At 64.0% G+C, this 14,659-nt stretch carries 18 protein-coding genes; 9 read left to right on the top strand and 9 right to left on the bottom strand.

Annotated features, from left to right (window positions below):
• Positions 1 to 562: 562 nt before the first annotated feature.
• Entirely contained in the window at positions 563 to 1,195 is a 633-nt protein-coding gene (locus ACFR99_RS15655; protein WP_390289107.1) for a metal-dependent hydrolase, read from the bottom strand.
• 357 nt (positions 1,196 to 1,552) lie between these two features.
• Between ACFR99_RS15655 and ACFR99_RS15650 the strand changes: the two genes are divergently transcribed.
• The 6 genes from ACFR99_RS15650 (at position 1,553) to ACFR99_RS15625 (ending at position 5,882) form a co-directional block, all read left to right on the top strand.
• Positions 1,553 to 2,623, top strand: coding sequence for an ABC transporter ATP-binding protein (locus ACFR99_RS15650; RefSeq protein ID WP_390289104.1), 1,071 nt, complete (start codon positions 1,553 to 1,555; stop codon positions 2,621 to 2,623).
• Positions 2,620 to 3,462, top strand: coding sequence for an ABC transporter permease (locus ACFR99_RS15645; protein ID WP_390289101.1), 843 nt, complete (start codon positions 2,620 to 2,622; stop codon positions 3,460 to 3,462). The genes ACFR99_RS15650 and ACFR99_RS15645 overlap by 4 nt, the downstream gene beginning before the upstream one ends.
• Positions 3,463 to 3,533: 71 nt before the next feature.
• A complete protein-coding gene (locus tag ACFR99_RS15640) occupies positions 3,534 to 3,755 on the top strand; it encodes a hypothetical protein (RefSeq protein WP_390289098.1) in 222 nt (73 codons plus the stop codon).
• A gap of 43 nt (positions 3,756 to 3,798) precedes the next feature.
• Positions 3,799 to 5,091, top strand: a complete 1,293-nt coding sequence (hisD, locus tag ACFR99_RS15635; protein ID WP_390289095.1) for a histidinol dehydrogenase — start codon at positions 3,799 to 3,801, stop codon at positions 5,089 to 5,091.
• Positions 5,092 to 5,179: 88 nt separating this feature from the next.
• On the top strand, positions 5,180 to 5,392 hold the full coding sequence (locus ACFR99_RS15630; protein ID WP_390289092.1) for a hypothetical protein: 213 nt from the start codon (positions 5,180 to 5,182) through the stop codon (positions 5,390 to 5,392).
• Between the two features lie 115 nt (positions 5,393 to 5,507).
• Complete coding sequence (locus tag ACFR99_RS15625; protein WP_390289089.1) at positions 5,508 to 5,882, top strand: HesB/IscA family protein; 375 nt, start codon at positions 5,508 to 5,510, stop codon at positions 5,880 to 5,882.
• Between the two features lie 147 nt (positions 5,883 to 6,029).
• Here ACFR99_RS15625 and ACFR99_RS15620 read toward each other — a convergent pair whose 3' ends face one another.
• The 4 genes from ACFR99_RS15620 to ACFR99_RS15605 form a co-directional block, all read right to left on the bottom strand.
• Complete coding sequence (locus ACFR99_RS15620) at positions 6,030 to 6,230, bottom strand: dodecin (RefSeq protein WP_008014475.1); 201 nt, start codon at positions 6,228 to 6,230, stop codon at positions 6,030 to 6,032.
• A gap of 63 nt (positions 6,231 to 6,293) precedes the next feature.
• Positions 6,294 to 6,953, bottom strand: a complete 660-nt coding sequence (locus ACFR99_RS15615) for a DUF2238 domain-containing protein (RefSeq protein WP_390289086.1) — start codon at positions 6,951 to 6,953, stop codon at positions 6,294 to 6,296.
• Positions 6,946 to 7,563 (bottom strand): hypothetical protein, encoded by a 618-nt coding sequence (locus tag ACFR99_RS15610; RefSeq protein ID WP_390289082.1) that lies wholly within the window; start codon positions 7,561 to 7,563, stop codon positions 6,946 to 6,948. Before ACFR99_RS15610 ends, ACFR99_RS15615 begins: the two co-directional genes overlap by 8 nt.
• Positions 7,564 to 7,637: 74 nt before the next feature.
• Positions 7,638 to 8,624, bottom strand: a complete 987-nt coding sequence (locus ACFR99_RS15605; RefSeq protein ID WP_390289080.1) for a metal-dependent hydrolase — start codon at positions 8,622 to 8,624, stop codon at positions 7,638 to 7,640.
• Between the two features lie 190 nt (positions 8,625 to 8,814).
• On the opposite strand from ACFR99_RS15605, the gene ACFR99_RS15600 reads away from it, so the two are divergent.
• Entirely contained in the window at positions 8,815 to 10,026 is a 1,212-nt protein-coding gene (locus tag ACFR99_RS15600; protein WP_390289077.1) for a pyridoxal-phosphate-dependent aminotransferase family protein, read from the top strand.
• 31 nt (positions 10,027 to 10,057) lie between these two features.
• Here the strand turns inward: ACFR99_RS15600 and ACFR99_RS15595 are convergent, their stop codons facing one another.
• Together ACFR99_RS15595 and ACFR99_RS15590 are read right to left on the bottom strand one after the other, a co-directional pair.
• The gene (locus tag ACFR99_RS15595; protein ID WP_390289133.1) at positions 10,058 to 10,366 is read right to left on the bottom strand and encodes a DUF7116 family protein; all 309 of its coding nucleotides are present in this window, start codon (positions 10,364 to 10,366) and stop codon (positions 10,058 to 10,060) included.
• 241 nt (positions 10,367 to 10,607) lie between these two features.
• Positions 10,608 to 10,847 carry a DUF5816 domain-containing protein gene (locus tag ACFR99_RS15590; RefSeq protein WP_390289075.1) on the bottom strand — a complete coding sequence of 80 codons (240 nt, stop codon included), beginning with the start codon at positions 10,845 to 10,847 and terminating at the stop codon, positions 10,608 to 10,610.
• 265 nt (positions 10,848 to 11,112) lie between these two features.
• Here ACFR99_RS15590 and ACFR99_RS15585 point away from each other — a divergent pair, with 265 nt between their 5' ends.
• Entirely contained in the window at positions 11,113 to 11,523 is a 411-nt protein-coding gene (locus tag ACFR99_RS15585) for a universal stress protein (protein WP_390289072.1), read from the top strand.
• Positions 11,524 to 11,570: 47 nt separating this feature from the next.
• Here the strand turns inward: ACFR99_RS15585 and ACFR99_RS15580 are convergent, their stop codons facing one another.
• Together ACFR99_RS15580 and ACFR99_RS15575 are read right to left on the bottom strand one after the other, a co-directional pair.
• Positions 11,571 to 12,014: a universal stress protein gene (locus ACFR99_RS15580; RefSeq protein WP_390289069.1), complete on the bottom strand. Its 444-nt coding sequence runs from the start codon at positions 12,012 to 12,014 to the stop codon at positions 11,571 to 11,573.
• Positions 12,015 to 12,131: 117 nt separating this feature from the next.
• Positions 12,132 to 13,136, bottom strand: a complete 1,005-nt coding sequence (locus ACFR99_RS15575; protein WP_390289066.1) for a mechanosensitive ion channel family protein — start codon at positions 13,134 to 13,136, stop codon at positions 12,132 to 12,134.
• Positions 13,137 to 13,275: 139 nt separating this feature from the next.
• Between ACFR99_RS15575 and trmB the strand changes: the two genes are divergently transcribed.
• Positions 13,276 to 14,343 (top strand): HTH-type sugar sensing transcriptional regulator TrmB, encoded by a 1,068-nt coding sequence (gene trmB, locus ACFR99_RS15570; RefSeq protein WP_390289063.1) that lies wholly within the window; start codon positions 13,276 to 13,278, stop codon positions 14,341 to 14,343.
• Positions 14,344 to 14,659 lie beyond the last annotated feature (316 nt).

Genomic DNA, 14,659 nt, shown 5'->3' with positions numbered 1-14,659 from the left:
ACATCAGATCCCATCTGTACGGCGGACCGCAGGGGTGGAATCCTCATTTCCTTCGGACGTATCCGTAGGCCATCAGGGGTACATAACCCCTTCGGACCCGAACCGTCCGAGACGAGATGACGGACCGAGTTGAACGGCCCGTCGATCACGCGTTCTTCGCGTTTACACCCAACCACCCTGAGACATATAAGGGCGTCGGATCGCCCCCACGCCGGAAATCGCAGACCGGCGCGGGTGTGTGCGATCGCAACTGAACGCCCAGTCATATATAAGGACACCGGATCGTCACGATCGGAAACCGATCGCGGCACAGCCGGTGATCCAATACAGGGGGACAACTACCGACGTGAATCGGCGACGTCCCGTGAGTGGGGGTGCAATCCTACCTCCGTGCCGGGAACCGGCCGGAGGGAACGTGGCGTGGGCCACGTCGTTCGCATTCATATCGAGTACCGGGTGTATATATAAGGCCGTCGTCTCGAGCGATCACTGCACGACGTTGGACAGTCACAAGACGTGACGCCTCGAGCAGTGCGAGTCGAACCACGACAGTAAACGAGATCTATCGGCGGCCGGGCTGATTCGACCGCGAGGAGCCGGAGACGTGGCTGAGAAACGCTCGAGCGACGCGGAGTCCAGCAGAGAGTGTCTCACGGAGGACCGGCGCGCCGTCGGCGAGCCACACGACCAGTGCCACGCCGGCGAGTCCGAACTGGAGCAACAGATACGTCGAGAGGTCGCCGGCGAGCACAGCGTTCCAGTAGCGGCCGAAGAAGTAGAGGAATCCCTCGATAACGCCCGGCCCAGGTGGTCGGCCCTCGACCGATGCGATCGGCCAGAGCATGAGTTCGACGTGGAAGACGCCTTGCCGGAACACGGAGTCGACGATGTCCGCGAGCGGATGGGACAGGTAGCCGAGCCCGAACGCGAGTCCGGCGCGTGGGCGCGTGGCCGCGTGTGCGATCGTGCCGACAACTATCGCCAGTGGCACCGCGAAAAAGATCGAGTGACCGATAGCGTAGCCGCTGTCGAATACGCCCAGTTCCCAGGCGAGTGGCTTGTCGATCAGATCCGGGAGGACTGAGGCGAACACGACTGCGAACGCCTCGAGCCCGGTCGGAGAGTCACGAAAGACGACGCGACAGCATAGCGAGTAGGCGAGATAGGCCACGATCGCGTGTTCCCACGGCCACATAGGACGGTGGTGTCGTGGGTGATGAATAGTTATGCAGCGCTTTTTCGCCCTCGAAGTGACAGGGCGTGCGCCTGGATCGCAGTGGTCCACGTCGCTGTCGGTGACGTGTTGTGAGCGGTAATACCGGATTACGGATCACGTACACCGTGACGGAGATAACCGACGATATCCAGGCCGATCGGGTGTCGCGGGTGACTGTCGGAACGTCGGCCGGCAACCGTCGAGCACGGCGCGAACGGCGTCCGTCACACGGTGTTCCCAGCGTTCAGTCGTAGCCACGTGTTGAGCCATCGAAGACTGACACTATAAGTGATTTCGAACTCACAGGTATATCCCCGTGGTCGTCCTAGAACGACTGTGACCGACTACGCTATCGAGGCCCGCGACGTGGCGGTGACATACGCGGACGGAACCGAAGCGGTTCGCGGTGTCGATCTCCTCGTGGAGACGGGGGAGTTTTTCGGCTTCCTTGGACCGAACGGCGCAGGGAAGACGACGCTGATCAAGACGCTGGTGACGCTGTTGCGGCCGACCGATGGCTCGGTGACGGTCAACGGATTCGACACCATCGCAGAACCCCGGAGCGTGCGCGCAACGGTCGGGTACATGGCGCAGGAGACGAGCATCGACCCGGAGTTGACGGCTCGAGAAAACCTCCGGTTTTCGTGTGATGCATACGGCGTGCCGCGAGCGAAGCGGGCCGATCGGATCGACGAGTTGCTCGAGCTCGTCGAGTTGACCGACGTCGCGAATAAGGTCGCCGACGACTTCTCCGGCGGGATGAAAAAGCGGCTGGACGCGGCGACCGCGTTGGTCCATCGGCCGCCGCTGGTGTTCCTCGACGAACCGACGACCGGGCTCGATCCGGCCGCACGAAACCGGCTCTGGGAGTACTTCCGACGGATCAACGACGAGGGGACGACCGTCTTCCTGACGACCCAGTATCTCGAGGAGGCCGACCAGCTGTGTGATCGGCTGTCGGTCATTCAGAACGGCTCGGTCGTTGCGGAGGGGACACCCGAGGCGCTGAAACGACGCGTCGGCGGCGAGATTCTCGCCGTCGAACTGGCCGATCCCACTGCGAGCGACCGCGCTGTCACGATCGCCCGCGAGGAGGGAGTGTTCGAACCGGGCGCGACGATCGAGCCGACAGAAGAGGGACTGGCCGTGACGGCGCGCGACGCGCGAACGCGTGGGACCGACTTGCTGGTCGCCCTTCGTGACGCCGATGTCGGCGTACTGGGGTTCGACGTTCGAGCACCGACGCTCGACGACGTGTTCCTCGCAGTGACCGACGATCGGAACGGAGACGACTCGGAACACGGAAGCGAGTCACCGCCGGCCGATGTCACGACACCAGGAACGATCGGTGACGGCGGACACGACTCGAGCGACGATGACGGGACAGAGACCGGGGTAGACCGATGAGCACACCGAGCGTCAGCCGTCATGGCGGGAGCTTCGCGAGCGACGTGTGGGTCACGTTCGTCCGGTGGACGATCAAGTCAGTGCGGAACCCGTTCGTGCTCGTCGTCTCGCTCGTCCAGCCGATCATTTTCCTGGTGCTGTTCACGCAGGTATTCGGCGGCGTCGCGACGAGTGCGCTCGAGGGGATCACCTACGAGACGTATCTCGTGCCGGCGATCGTGATCCAGGTCGCGCTGGTGGCTGCGGCGACGTCGGGGATCGGGCTGGTCAACGACATCGAGAACGGCATGTTCGAGAAGACCCTGGTCAGTCCGATGAACCGAACGGCAATCTTCCTTGGAAAGACGCTCGCCGAGGTAGTCCGCATCGTCGTTCAGGTCACGATCGTGCTCGGACTGGGCGTGTTGCTCGGTGCCGAGATCGCCACCGGACTGGTCGGGGCCGTCGCGATCGCGGGCATCTGCGTCCTGTTCTCGGTCTGGTTCACCGCGTTCTCGAACGTGCTCGCCGTGGTAACTCGCGACGAGGAATCGACGATCATCGGCGCGAACCTGCTTCAGTTACCCTTGCTGTTTGTCTCGAGTGCCTTTCTCCCATTGGCGGCACTCCCGGCGTGGATTCAGACGATCGCGACGTTCAATCCGATCACGTACGGCGTCGACGCGGCCCGCGCGGTGATGCTCGGCGAGGATACGATGACGGTGATCGAAGTCACCCGCTTTGGCGGCGTGTGGGACACGCTCGTGCCGGCGCTGGTCGTCCTCGTCGCCCTCGCACTCGTCTTCGGCTCGGTGGCAGTCTATGCGATCAGCCGTGCTGCCAGCGCTGACGTCCGATGACGGCCCGACGATCGTCGCATCGCCACGGGACCAACCGATATCATTTAGCGAGCCCAGTCGTACCGCTTGCTATGGACCAGTCGGGATTCGTCAAGTTCTCGCTCGTCGGATTCGCGCTCGTGATCGTGAGTTTCGTCATCCGTGGGCTGAGCCGGATCGTCCTCGGCGTGGAAACCGCGGATCTCATCCAGGCACCACTGGCGATCGTCGGGTTCGGGCTGCTCGTCTATCTCTTCGTCAGGGCAACTCTCGACTTCGTGGGTCTCTGGACGATCGAAAACGGCGATGCATGAACGGAAGGAAACCGTTTTTCGACCGCCGCGCCAAGTCCGGGGCATGACAATCGACGTGCAGGCGATTTCCGATCTCGGACCGGACGACCGCGCTGCCTTCTTCGAGCGCGACGCCGGCATCGATGCGGTCAGGGGAGACGTCCGCGACATCGTCGACCGGGTCCGTACCGAAGGTGACGTCGCCGTCCGCGAGTTCACGAGCGAGTTCGACGGCGTCGAGGTCGGCAACATAGATATTACCGACGAGTGTGAGCGGGCCGCCACCGAAGTCGACGACGAGATTCGGGACGCGATCGAGACGGCCGTGGCGAACGTCCGCGAGTTCCACACCGCCCAGCTGCCCGAAGACTGGCGACAGGAGTTCGGCGAGGGGCGGACGCTCGGGCGGCGCTTTCGCTCGCTCGAGCGCGTCGGCGTCTACGTGCCCGGCGGGTCGGCGGCCTACCCCTCGAGTGCGATCATGGGGATCGTGCCGGCGGTCGTCGCTGGCGTCGACCACGTGTCGGTGGTGACGCCGCCAGCCGACGAGCTGAACCCGGTGACGCTGGCGGCGATTCACATCGCGGGCGCGGACGCGGTCTACAGCGTCGGCGGCGCGCAAGCGATCGCAGGGCTGGCCTACGGAACGGAGACGATCACAAGCGCTCAGAAGATCGTCGGCCCCGGCAACAAGTGGGTGACTGCGGCCAAAGCCGAGGTCCGAGGCGACGTCGAGATCGACTTCCTCGCGGGCCCGAGCGAAGTGGTCGTCGTCGCCGACGAGAGTGCGGACCCGGACCTCGTTGCCGCAGAGCTCGTCGCCCAGGCCGAACACGACCCGAACGCCTCGGTCGTAGCCGTCACGGACGACGAGGCGACCGCCGACGCCGTCGCTGCGGCCGTCGACGAACAGGTCGACGACCGCGACCGTGATGACATCATCCGCCAAGCGCTCACAAACGACGCGAGTGGCGTCCTCCACGCGCGATCGATGAGCGAGGCGATCCTCTTTACGGAGGCGTACGCCCCCGAACACCTCGCGATCATTGCCGACGACGACGAGTCGATCCTGGAACGGATCGACAGTGCGGGCAGCGTCTTCCTCGGTCCAAACACGCCTGTCGCGGCCGGCGACTACGCCAGCGGCACCAATCACGTCCTGCCGACGAACGGCGGGGCGCGCGTAACCGGCGGCCTCTCGGTCGAGACGTTCCTCCGGTCGACGACGGTCCAGCGACTCTCGAGCGAGGGACTGGCCGGGCTGGGCGAGACGATCACGACCCTCGCCGACGCGGAAGGGCTCGAGGCCCACGCCGCGAGCGTCCGGCTCCGGCTGGACGAACAGTCTGACGACTAGCGAAGGGAAGACGCGATTGCTCGGTTGGAAACAGGTTACGGAACCGCATATCGGTTTTACGTAGCTGGAACACGGAGTAGCCAGTGAGATGGAACCGCGTGTCGATCCGACGGACGGGCGCGTCCTCGAGCGCAACTACGATTACGCACAGAAGAACGTGCGGCTCCTCTCGATGTGGTACGACTGCGAGCTCGAACGGATGCTCGAGTTGCTGGCCGAACACGAGATCGAGCTGTCGCGAAACGATCGCCAGCAGTTCGGGACCTGTTATCAGTTGCTTCGGCAACGCTCGAGTTGCTAGACCACGGAGCACACCGAGGACGACCGCGGGTACGGGATATCGTAACCAGGTTCGGCTAGCACGTCCGGCTTCGGAGGGCGTCACAGTTAACATCGTTGCGCCGGAATGGAGTGGTATGAGCACGGACAGTATGGACGGCGGGGAAGCTGACGCGCGCCCGAAGATCGACGTCACCGAAGACGCGGCCGAGCAGGCCCTCTCGCTGCTCGAGGGCGAGGGCCTCGACACCTCGGAGGCGGGCCTCCGGCTGTTCGTCCAGCAGGGCGGCTGTGCCGGTCTCTCCTACGGCATGCGATTTGACGACGCACCGGACGAGGACGACACGATCTACGAACACCACGACCTGCGCGTGTTCGTCGATCCGGCGAGCCTGAAATATATCGAGGGCAGCGTCCTCGACTACGAGAGCGGGCTGCAGGCCGAAGGGTTCCACGTCGACAATCCGAACGTCGTCAGCGAGTGCGGTTGTGGCGAGTCGTTCCGCACGTAACCGCTCCCTTCGCCATCGACCGACGCAGCCCCATCACCTCGAGAACGCACGACACAGCTTTTCCCTCGTCTCGGACCCGACTGCTCGAAAAAGCAGCGACCGGCGAGTGGCCGATCGACTCCTCGCATCGACTCGACGGCCGTCGCGTTACTCCTCGAGTTCGAACGCGACGGTGACTTCGGCCTGGTACTCCCGGTCGTCGGCGCTTGCGATCTCGACGCCGAGTTCGTCGACTTCGATCCAGTGGACGTTCTGGAGGGTTTCTTCTGCGCGGTCGATGGCGTCGTCGGCCGCGGCGTCGAAGCTTTCGGGGCTGGTTCCGATGAGTGTGATCTTTTTGAATACCATCGCCCCCGTTTCTACACCGTAACCCGACGTAAAACTGCACGTCGTTTCCGGGCCGTGGGAGTACTACTCAGTTCGCGCCTCGAGGCGCTCACGGATCGCGCCGGAGACATCGGTGAGGTAGGCACCACCCCACAGCGCGACGATCAGACCGCCGATCGAATTGAAGACGAAATCCAACATCGTGTCGTTGAGGCCGTACTGCGTGAGCACGGCGTCGATACCGAACGCGTCGGCCGACAGCGCAATAGCGAACTCGAGGACCTCCCAGAGGACGCCGAACGCGAGGACGAAAAGCAGGATGAAGACGGCGACGAACCGCCGGGGGAAGTGGATCCCGTCGGCGTGTTCGTGGAGCGCGCGGACGGTCGCATAGCCGACGCCAGCAACCAGCGACGCCGATAGCGCGTGGGTCATGTGATCCCACCACCAGACCTGACTGTAGAGCGTCCTGGTGGCGCCGGGGAGTCCGACAGTGCCGAAGGCGTGGAGGAAGACGGCGGTAGTGATCCAGAGCGTGAGCCGCGGGTCCATCGGAATCTCGTAGTCGCGCTCGAGGATCGGCGGGAGTTGCGTTACGGCCAGCGCCACGCCGGTGTTGATTACGATGCCGCCGTTGCCCCGATCGATGCCGACGAACAGCATGCCGACCAGCCCGAGTTCCATGAGGTAGGTGAGCTGGCGCTGGCGCTCCCGGGATGGCAGTAACCTGGCGAGGTTACGCATTGTTCCCCTCCGCGATGGACGTCTCATCGGGTGGATGACACTGCTCGTGGCGGCCAAGCCGCCGGAAATACAGTTCGAAGACGATACCGGCACCGAGCCCCGTGATCGTGGAATAGACGAACTCCCACATCACAGCGTCGTGGTCGGTGGGGAACGGGACGCCGAGGAGTCCGGCGGTACTCCACCGAAAGAGCGCCCAGAGGGCGGCGGCGGCCATCGTCGTGACGGCGACGAAAATAACCGCGAAACTCGAGGTCATCCGCACGGTCGTAAACGTCTGCAGTTCGACGGCGAAAACGAGGGCGATCGCGGCGACCGAGAGGTACGAGGCGACGTGGCCCGTCAGCCGGTCGGAGCCAAGCGCCAGTCCGAGGACGGGCAGCGCCGCGAGCAAGAGCACCTCCCAGGGAATCATCGCCTCCCACGACCGGACGGTGATCGGCGGCAGCAGTGCGAGCGCGACGAGCGCCACCGTAAACGTCGCCCAGAGGGTGCCACCGGTCACGAACTCACCGAGACCGATGAGCGCGATCGCAGCGACCAAGAGCCACGAGAGAACCGCGTTGGTCCGGCCGTCGACGATCAGTTCTTCGAGTGAAGCCTGAGACACACTGAATCGTACTGACCGTTCTCACAAAAACGTAGTCGTCATGCGGTGGCCCGGCGCAACGGCGATCGAGGCGATCATGCTGGGACGACGAGTAGGTAGACGGCCGCATACGCGGCCAACGCGACGGCGACGGCTGCCACCGTCGTGAGTCCGGTCTCGAAGACCGCGTCGACGGACGGACGCCACCGATCGCGCGCACCGAAGGGACGCCAGTAGGTATCCTGGACGACGCCACAGAGGAGGCCGACGCCGAGGATCGAGAAGACGAAATGATAGGAGACCTCGAGCGTCGGCGGCGTCACGGCGAGCGCAGCGACGCCGTAGGCAGCGCCGACGGTGGCCCGACGGTCGACGAACGCGAGGATCGATCGGTCGGTGAGCCGGCAGATTACGGCAGCCGCGAGCGCGATCGTCGCGAGTTCGATCGCGAACGCACCGAGCAGGTGTAGCGTCGGGTCCGGATGGAGGGCAACGCGTGACTCGAGGCCCGGCGAGCCGAGCGGGAATAGCCAGTCAGGGGGCGCTCCAGTGACCAGATCGCCCCACGGGTGCGACCAGAGTCCCCAGAGTGCGGCAAGGGCCACCGTCGTCGGTGCCAGCGTCGATAGCCGTGCGACTCCACGGGAGACGAGGACACCGCTGGCCGCGAACAGCACCATCACGAACGCGGCGAGGGGGCCGTCCCAGACGAGCGCGACCGCGACGAGGGCCACGAGGGCACCGAGCCCGGCGATGTGGCTGGCGCGCGAGCGCGCCGAGCGCCCGCGGACGGCGAGCAGCCCGAACGCCGGCGCGGCGACCGCCCCGACGACCAACGAGTGGGTGACCGACCGGTGGATGACCCGGCTCGCGCCCCAGAAGGCTGCCGGCGCTCCGAGCTCGCCACCGAGGGCCTGCCACTCGAGGAGGCCGACGAGCGCGTACGCGACGTCGATATCCGGGATCGCGGCGAAGGCGCCCGCGATGACGCCGACGAGCAGGGCCGGCCGGCGGTCCCAGCCCCGCCAGTCCGCGACCAGCGCCGCGACGGCGAACGCAAGCAGAGCGTGCCCGACGAACATGATATATCGGGTATGTGGCGGGTCGGCTTAAGCGACTCGCCGCTGTGTCAATAGCCAGCACGCATCGTCTGCGGACGGAAATCGGCGGTAGAGGTCGACGGAACCGAGCACACGGCCGTCGGTGTCCAAACGGTAGCTATCGTTCGGCGATGTCGGTAGGCCTTTGCAAGTAGCACGCGAGCACACGCCCATGGCTCAGCAACCGTCGACCGACATGGATCGCGCGCCAACCGTTGGTGAACTCACTCCACCGGATCGGACCCTGATGGGGCCCGGCCCGAGCGATGTCAACCCGCGTGTGCTGCGGGCGATGAGCACTCCTCTTGTGGGCCATCTCGATCCCTCGTTCATCGAGATCATGAACGAGGTCCAGGAACTGTTGCGCTATACCTTCCGGACGGACAACCAGTGGACGATCCCGGTCTCGGGGACCGGCTCGGCCGCGATGGAAGCCGCGATCGGCAACGTCGTCGAGCCCGGCGATACGATGCTCGTCCCGACGAACGGCTACTTCGGCGGCCGAATGGCCACAATGGCCCAGCGAGCCGGCGGCGAGGTCGTCGAAGTCGACGCGCCGTGGGGCGAACCCCTCGAGCCCGACGTCGTCGCGGACGCATTAGCCGAGCACGACCCCGATATCTTCGGGTTCGTCCACGCCGAGACGAGTACGGGCGTGCTTCAGCCCAACGTCCCCGAACTGACGGCTGCAGCCCACGACCACGACGCGCTGGTGATCGCCGACACCGTCACCTCGCTGGGCGGCGTCGAACTGCGCGTCGACGAGTGGGACATCGACGTGGCCTACTCGGGCCCACAGAAGTGTCTCTCCTGCCCGCCTGGAGCCAGCCCGCTGACCCTCTCGGACGAGGCGATGGACAAAGTCCTTTCGCGCGACGAAGACCCCCGCTCGTGGTACCTCGATCTCTCCCTGCTCGAGGGCTACTGGGGCGACGAACGTTCCTACCACCACACCGCGCCGATCACGAACGTCTACGCGATCCGGGAGGCCCTGCGGCTCGTCGCCGAGGAGGGTATCGAACAGCGATGGGCCCGTCACGAACGGCTCGCCGGCGCGCTGAAAGCCGGCGTCGAGGCGATGGGCCTCGAGATGAACGCCCCAGACGAGTACTGGTTGCCGAGTCTCAACGCCGTCCGCGTCCCCGAAGGCATCGACGACGGCGCAGTCTGTGATGCCTTACTCGAGCAGTACGACCTCGAAATCGCGGGTGGACTGGGCGATCTCGCCGGCGAGATCTTCCGGATCGGCTGTATGGGCCACTCCGCACGTCCCGAGAACGTGATCTACGTCGTGACGGCGCTGGGTGACGTCTTGGAGTCGATGGGCGCAGACGTCGAGCCGGGCACAGCCGTAACTGCGACGCGACGTGCGCTGAAAGAATAGGGCGGTTCGCAACTGCGGTATTCTGCCGTTTCTACGCCGATACGCGGGGCCCTGGAGGCGCTCGTTCGACCTGATAGTCTTCCCCGTCGACGACGATGATGGCCCACTCGTAGTTCGGGTTCGTCCGTTCGAGCCGTGTCTCGAGGTCGTCGGCATCCTCTGGTTCGGCGACGAAACAGTGGAACTGTCCCGACGATGCGGACGGAAGCTCCCCTGTCTCGAGAACGGTGTTTACGTGGACGACTTTCCACGCACGCTCGGCGCGGAATTCGGGGCCGTTGCCTTCGACGGTGTAACCCAACTCTGCGAAGATCGACCTGGCCTGCTCGACGAGTCGCATGTTAACAGGACCCATTCGATACCATCTATGGGGCCGTCCCTCATAAATGTTAGTACGTGACAATAATCCGCTGTTTCACTGCGCGTCTTCGAATCGACTCGTGGTGTTTTCGCTCGTCTGTATAGCAGTTGCGGGCGTCGAGGGTAGTAATCAGGTGTTATGGATCGGCGCAGCAGGTTCGGGATCGGCGACGAAACGCGTATGGGACGAACGACAGCCGCGAGAGCGACGGAGACGGCTGTTACTCGTGAGCGGCGTCCCACTCGGTCGGCTTGCGGAAGTTCCCACACTGGTTGCACTTGATTCGGCCCATCGCATCCATCGCGGTGTCGAGTGACTCACAGTTCGTACAGAACCAGCCATAGCGGCGCTCGGCGTCGCTGGACTCGTAGGCGACGAGGAACGGTCCCTTCGATCCCCTGTCGCCCTCCGTCTCCGAGATGTAGACGGTATCGCCGTCGTCGGTCGACCAGGTTTGCATGCCCTGCTGTAGCGTCGCTTGCGATAAATGACTGTCTTTCCGTTGTGGATGAGCGGACACACGACAGTAACTATAACCATAGAGACAACTGAAACGGTTGACACACTGATCGCACGACAGCCCCGCAATCGGTATGGTCGTCAGTCGGGACGCTGACTCGTATTCGACTGAAGGCGCGTGCTACAGCCTACCGCATGTGATAAGTCCTCAATAAGGACAGTCCGTACTGAAAGGTTTACCCGCCCGGAAATCGTCCGATTGGCTAATGTCGCTGGTCGTCGTTCCTGTTCGATATCCCTTGTCAAAGCACTCGCGGCGAACGCTCGAGCGGGCGATCGAAATCGCCCGCACGCGAGATGCAGCGTTGACGGTTCTCCACGTTAATCTCTATCAGAACGGAAAGAAGGTGACGCGGGTCGATCTGAAAAACGCCGTCGAGAAGGCGTTCGGTCGGATCGATCGGGCCCGATACGTCGTCCGAACCGGCTTTCTCGTCGAGGAGAGTATCCTCGACGAGGTCGCTGCGGAGGGCGCCGACGTCGTCGTGATCGGCTCCAAACAGGCAAGTCGACTCCGGCGGATCTTCCAGCGATTCACCGACAACCCGGACATCGACCGGTATCTGCGGAGCCACCTCGACTGTGAGGTGATCACGGTCGAAAGCGCACGCGCCTGATACGGGCTGCTGTCTCTGTTTCCCGGCTATTGTCACAGTCTCCCGACTTACTCGTGTTCGCCCGCGTTCCGGACGACGAACACCGGAACCGAGGCGTTGTCGACGACTCGTTCGGACACACTGCCCAGCGAGGTAACCTTCTCGCGTGGACTCTTGCCCCGCGTTCCGATGACGATCAGATCGATATCCTGCTCGTCGGCGTACTGAAGGATCGTCTTCGACGGCGTTCCCTGTCGAACGTCACTGACGGTCTCGAGGCCCTCGTCGACCGCTCGCTCCTCGACCTCGGCGACGGCCGCCTGCCCTTCGTCCTGCAGCGAGCGTTCGAGGTCTGCACTGGTCTCGTCGTCGGCGGCAGCGGTGATGCGGCTGTCGACGACGTACAACGCGTGAACCGTCGCGTCGTTGTCGGCGGCGATCGGGAGTCCGTGAGTGAGCGTCTCGGAAATCGTGTCGCTTCCGTCCGTGGGAATCAAAATATCGTCGTACATCTGTCGGTCGAGTTTGGAATTGGGTCGGACCCAGTATAAATTACACCCACACTACGAGTCGGTGGGAGCGACCCGGCCGGACGAACGCTGGATCGGCTCGCACAGCAGCCGGGGCGATCACTGGTCCGCCGGATCCGCGGGACTCTCGCTCGGCTCGACGGCCGAGTCGGTCGGCGACCGTTGGAAGCCCGATTCGTCGACGGCCAACCGGGCGACGCCGCTGGTCTCGTCGAAGACGTGGTGGCGGCGGGGGTAGGCGAACTCGACGTCGAGGTCCGCGAATCGCTCACCGATCTCCTCCTGGACCGCCGACCGGATGATCGGCTGTTTGTATGGATGTTTCATCCAGAAGTAGAGTTCGAGGGCGATCCCGTGATCTCCGTACTCATCGATCACGCAGTTCGGGGCCGCGGCGTACCGGGCGCTACCGATTCGAATGTCAGGCCCGCCGGAAATGACGTCGTCGACGGCCCGAGCAGCCCGCTCGGCGGCTTGCCGTGCCGCCTCGAGGTCGCTCTCGTAGGTGATATCGAGCGTCAGCGAAACCCGCGTGCGCTCGTCTTCCGCGGAGTAGTTGATGACGTCACGTTCGTAGATCGCGGAGTTGGGAATGACGATAAAGGTGTTCTGGAGAGTGAAGATCTTCGTGTACCGGATCGTGATGTCCTCGACGAACCCACGGTGGCCAACGTCGGTCACCTCGATCATGTCGCCGATCTCGTAGGGGCGGTCGGCCAACACGTAGAACCCGTTGATTAGACTGCCGACCACGGGGGCGAGGACGACCGCGATCACGGCCGAGATGACGGTCACGGACAGGAGGATCTGTGTATTGCCGACGCCGAGGATGCGGGCAGCGATGGCCACGGTCCAGATGAGGGCAATGGCTCTCACGCCGCTGAGAACCGATCGTGTGACGCTCGGTCGTTTGATCCGGCGTGCGACCGTCCGGCCGGCGAGGCGAACGATGACCTTCGAGAGGTACCAGCCGGCGGCGAGCACGACGAGTGCGAGGACGATCTCGATCACGTCCAGGGGAACCGTTCCCGGGAGGAGGTCTTGGATCACCCTGGCTACCGAATTCTCGGCGGTACCTTCGTTGGCCTGAAGGACCCCGCGCATGCCAACATACTCAGGCCCGCTGTGGTTAAGCGTTCTGACCCTCTCTCCGAGCGACCGGTCTCGGAACAACCCGATTTCGAAAACGCGTGCTACTCGATGTATAATAAATCATTTAGTCATTGGTGTCGTAGGGTTGGGTATGGCACCAGACGAACTTCGCTCGACGGTCGAACGCGTCGGCGACCGGTTTAATCTCGGCGAGTACGAAATCGACGCCTATCTCACCGTCTTGGAGCAGGGACAGCTCACTGCAAGCGAGATCGCAGACCGGACGGAGATCCCCCAGCCCCGCGTGTACGATACCGTTCGCAGCCTGAGCGACCGCGGCCTGGTCGAACTGCGCGAGTCCCGCCCGATGAAGGTCGTCGCGATCGATCCCGCGGAGGCCTTCGACGATGTCCAGACCTCATTCGAGCAGATGATCACCGAACTCGAGGCCCGCTACACCGCGCCGGCCAGAGATACGGAGGCCGTCTCGCTGGTCAAATCGCGGTCGACGATCCTGCGCTATTTGGAGGAGGTCATCGACAGCGCCGAGTTCGAACTTGCACTGTCGCTGACGCCGGACCTGCTGACCCGGTTCGAAGCGGACCTGCGTGATGCGGTCGAGGCCGGCGTGAGCGTCGACCTGATCGTGACGCCGGCGAGCGAGGCCCCCGATCCGGACGAGTTCGATTACGGCGCGGTCGCATCGACCGCACGCGCTCGACGCGGGATCACGACGCCGGTCGTCGCCGTCGCCGACGGCAACTACTCGATGTACGCGACCCAGGACGCCCTGCGCGACGATCAGGACCGCTACGGCGTCATCTTCAACCGGTCGGCGCTTGGCTTCCTCATCTCTGGCTTCTTCGGGACCGTCCTCTGGACGACCGCCGAACGAACGCTCGGCGAGGACGACACCGCCCGTACCTATCCTCGCAAATACGCCTCGATCCGCCGGTGCGTTAAAGACCTCATGGACGAGGGCGGCGAGTTCTACGCGACCATCGACGGCCGCGACGTCGAAGTCGGCGGTCAACGGATCGTCCGCGGCCGCATTCTCGATATCTCCTTCGAGATCAGCGAGGAAGTCGCCAGCCTCACGATCGAAACCGAGGAGGGCGAGGAGGTCTCCGTCGGCGGCCGTGTCGCTGCCCTCGAGGACGTCGAGGCCCACGAGATCCACATCGGTCGGACCGAGCCGCCGACGCTCGAGGACGCCTGATACGGGCTGCTGTCACTGTGGCTCGGCGTATCCGCAACTCGTCATGTGGGTGCGTCGGCACTGACTGACAGGAGTCCGTATGGGGCCGGTCGATCGACACGAGTGACAGGACTCCCACGATCACACGTACTCGGTCGTGGGGGCACTCGAGCGTCACTGGTGTCAGAGAAGCGGCCCATACCTCCTTGCTTTGGTGATATATCCGTCGTCTGCTGGCACCTGCCGACCGCCGAACGACAATGAGCGATTAGAACGTCCAATATCACTGTCGAGCAGGAATGTACTCGTCCGGCGCTGGCGTGGGCGTTGACCGGTT

The sequence above is a fragment of the Haloarchaeobius amylolyticus genome (assembly GCF_042678045.1).
GTDB lineage: Archaea > Halobacteriota > Halobacteria > Halobacteriales > Natrialbaceae > Natrinema > Natrinema amylolyticus_A.
Note: the sequence above shows the minus strand (reverse complement) of the source record. Positions and strands in the feature narration are given on the sequence as shown.

Excerpts from the sequence above, each read along its gene's own strand:
- ACFR99_RS15655 (WP_390289107.1), bottom strand. The coding sequence starts at position 1,195 with ATGTGGCCGTGGGAACACGCGATCGTGGCCTATCTCGCCTACTCGCTA.
- ACFR99_RS15645 (WP_390289101.1), top strand. The coding sequence starts at position 2,620 with ATGAGCACACCGAGCGTCAGCCGTCATGGCGGGAGCTTCGCGAGCGAC.
- ACFR99_RS15640 (WP_390289098.1), top strand. The coding sequence starts at position 3,534 with ATGGACCAGTCGGGATTCGTCAAGTTCTCGCTCGTCGGATTCGCGCTC.
- hisD (WP_390289095.1), top strand. The coding sequence starts at position 3,799 with ATGACAATCGACGTGCAGGCGATTTCCGATCTCGGACCGGACGACCGC.
- ACFR99_RS15630 (WP_390289092.1), top strand. The coding sequence starts at position 5,180 with ATGGAACCGCGTGTCGATCCGACGGACGGGCGCGTCCTCGAGCGCAAC.
- ACFR99_RS15625 (WP_390289089.1), top strand. The coding sequence starts at position 5,508 with ATGAGCACGGACAGTATGGACGGCGGGGAAGCTGACGCGCGCCCGAAG.
- ACFR99_RS15620 (WP_008014475.1), bottom strand. The coding sequence starts at position 6,230 with ATGGTATTCAAAAAGATCACACTCATCGGAACCAGCCCCGAAAGCTTC.
- ACFR99_RS15615 (WP_390289086.1), bottom strand. The coding sequence starts at position 6,953 with ATGCGTAACCTCGCCAGGTTACTGCCATCCCGGGAGCGCCAGCGCCAG.
- ACFR99_RS15605 (WP_390289080.1), bottom strand. The coding sequence starts at position 8,624 with ATGTTCGTCGGGCACGCTCTGCTTGCGTTCGCCGTCGCGGCGCTGGTC.
- ACFR99_RS15600 (WP_390289077.1), top strand. The coding sequence starts at position 8,815 with ATGGCTCAGCAACCGTCGACCGACATGGATCGCGCGCCAACCGTTGGT.
- ACFR99_RS15595 (WP_390289133.1), bottom strand. The coding sequence starts at position 10,366 with ATGCGACTCGTCGAGCAGGCCAGGTCGATCTTCGCAGAGTTGGGTTAC.
- ACFR99_RS15590 (WP_390289075.1), bottom strand. The coding sequence starts at position 10,847 with ATGCAAACCTGGTCGACCGACGACGGCGATACCGTCTACATCTCGGAG.
- ACFR99_RS15585 (WP_390289072.1), top strand. The coding sequence starts at position 11,113 with ATGTCGCTGGTCGTCGTTCCTGTTCGATATCCCTTGTCAAAGCACTCG.
- ACFR99_RS15580 (WP_390289069.1), bottom strand. The coding sequence starts at position 12,014 with ATGTACGACGATATTTTGATTCCCACGGACGGAAGCGACACGATTTCC.
- ACFR99_RS15575 (WP_390289066.1), bottom strand. The coding sequence starts at position 13,136 with ATGCGCGGGGTCCTTCAGGCCAACGAAGGTACCGCCGAGAATTCGGTA.
- trmB (WP_390289063.1), top strand. The coding sequence starts at position 13,276 with ATGGCACCAGACGAACTTCGCTCGACGGTCGAACGCGTCGGCGACCGG.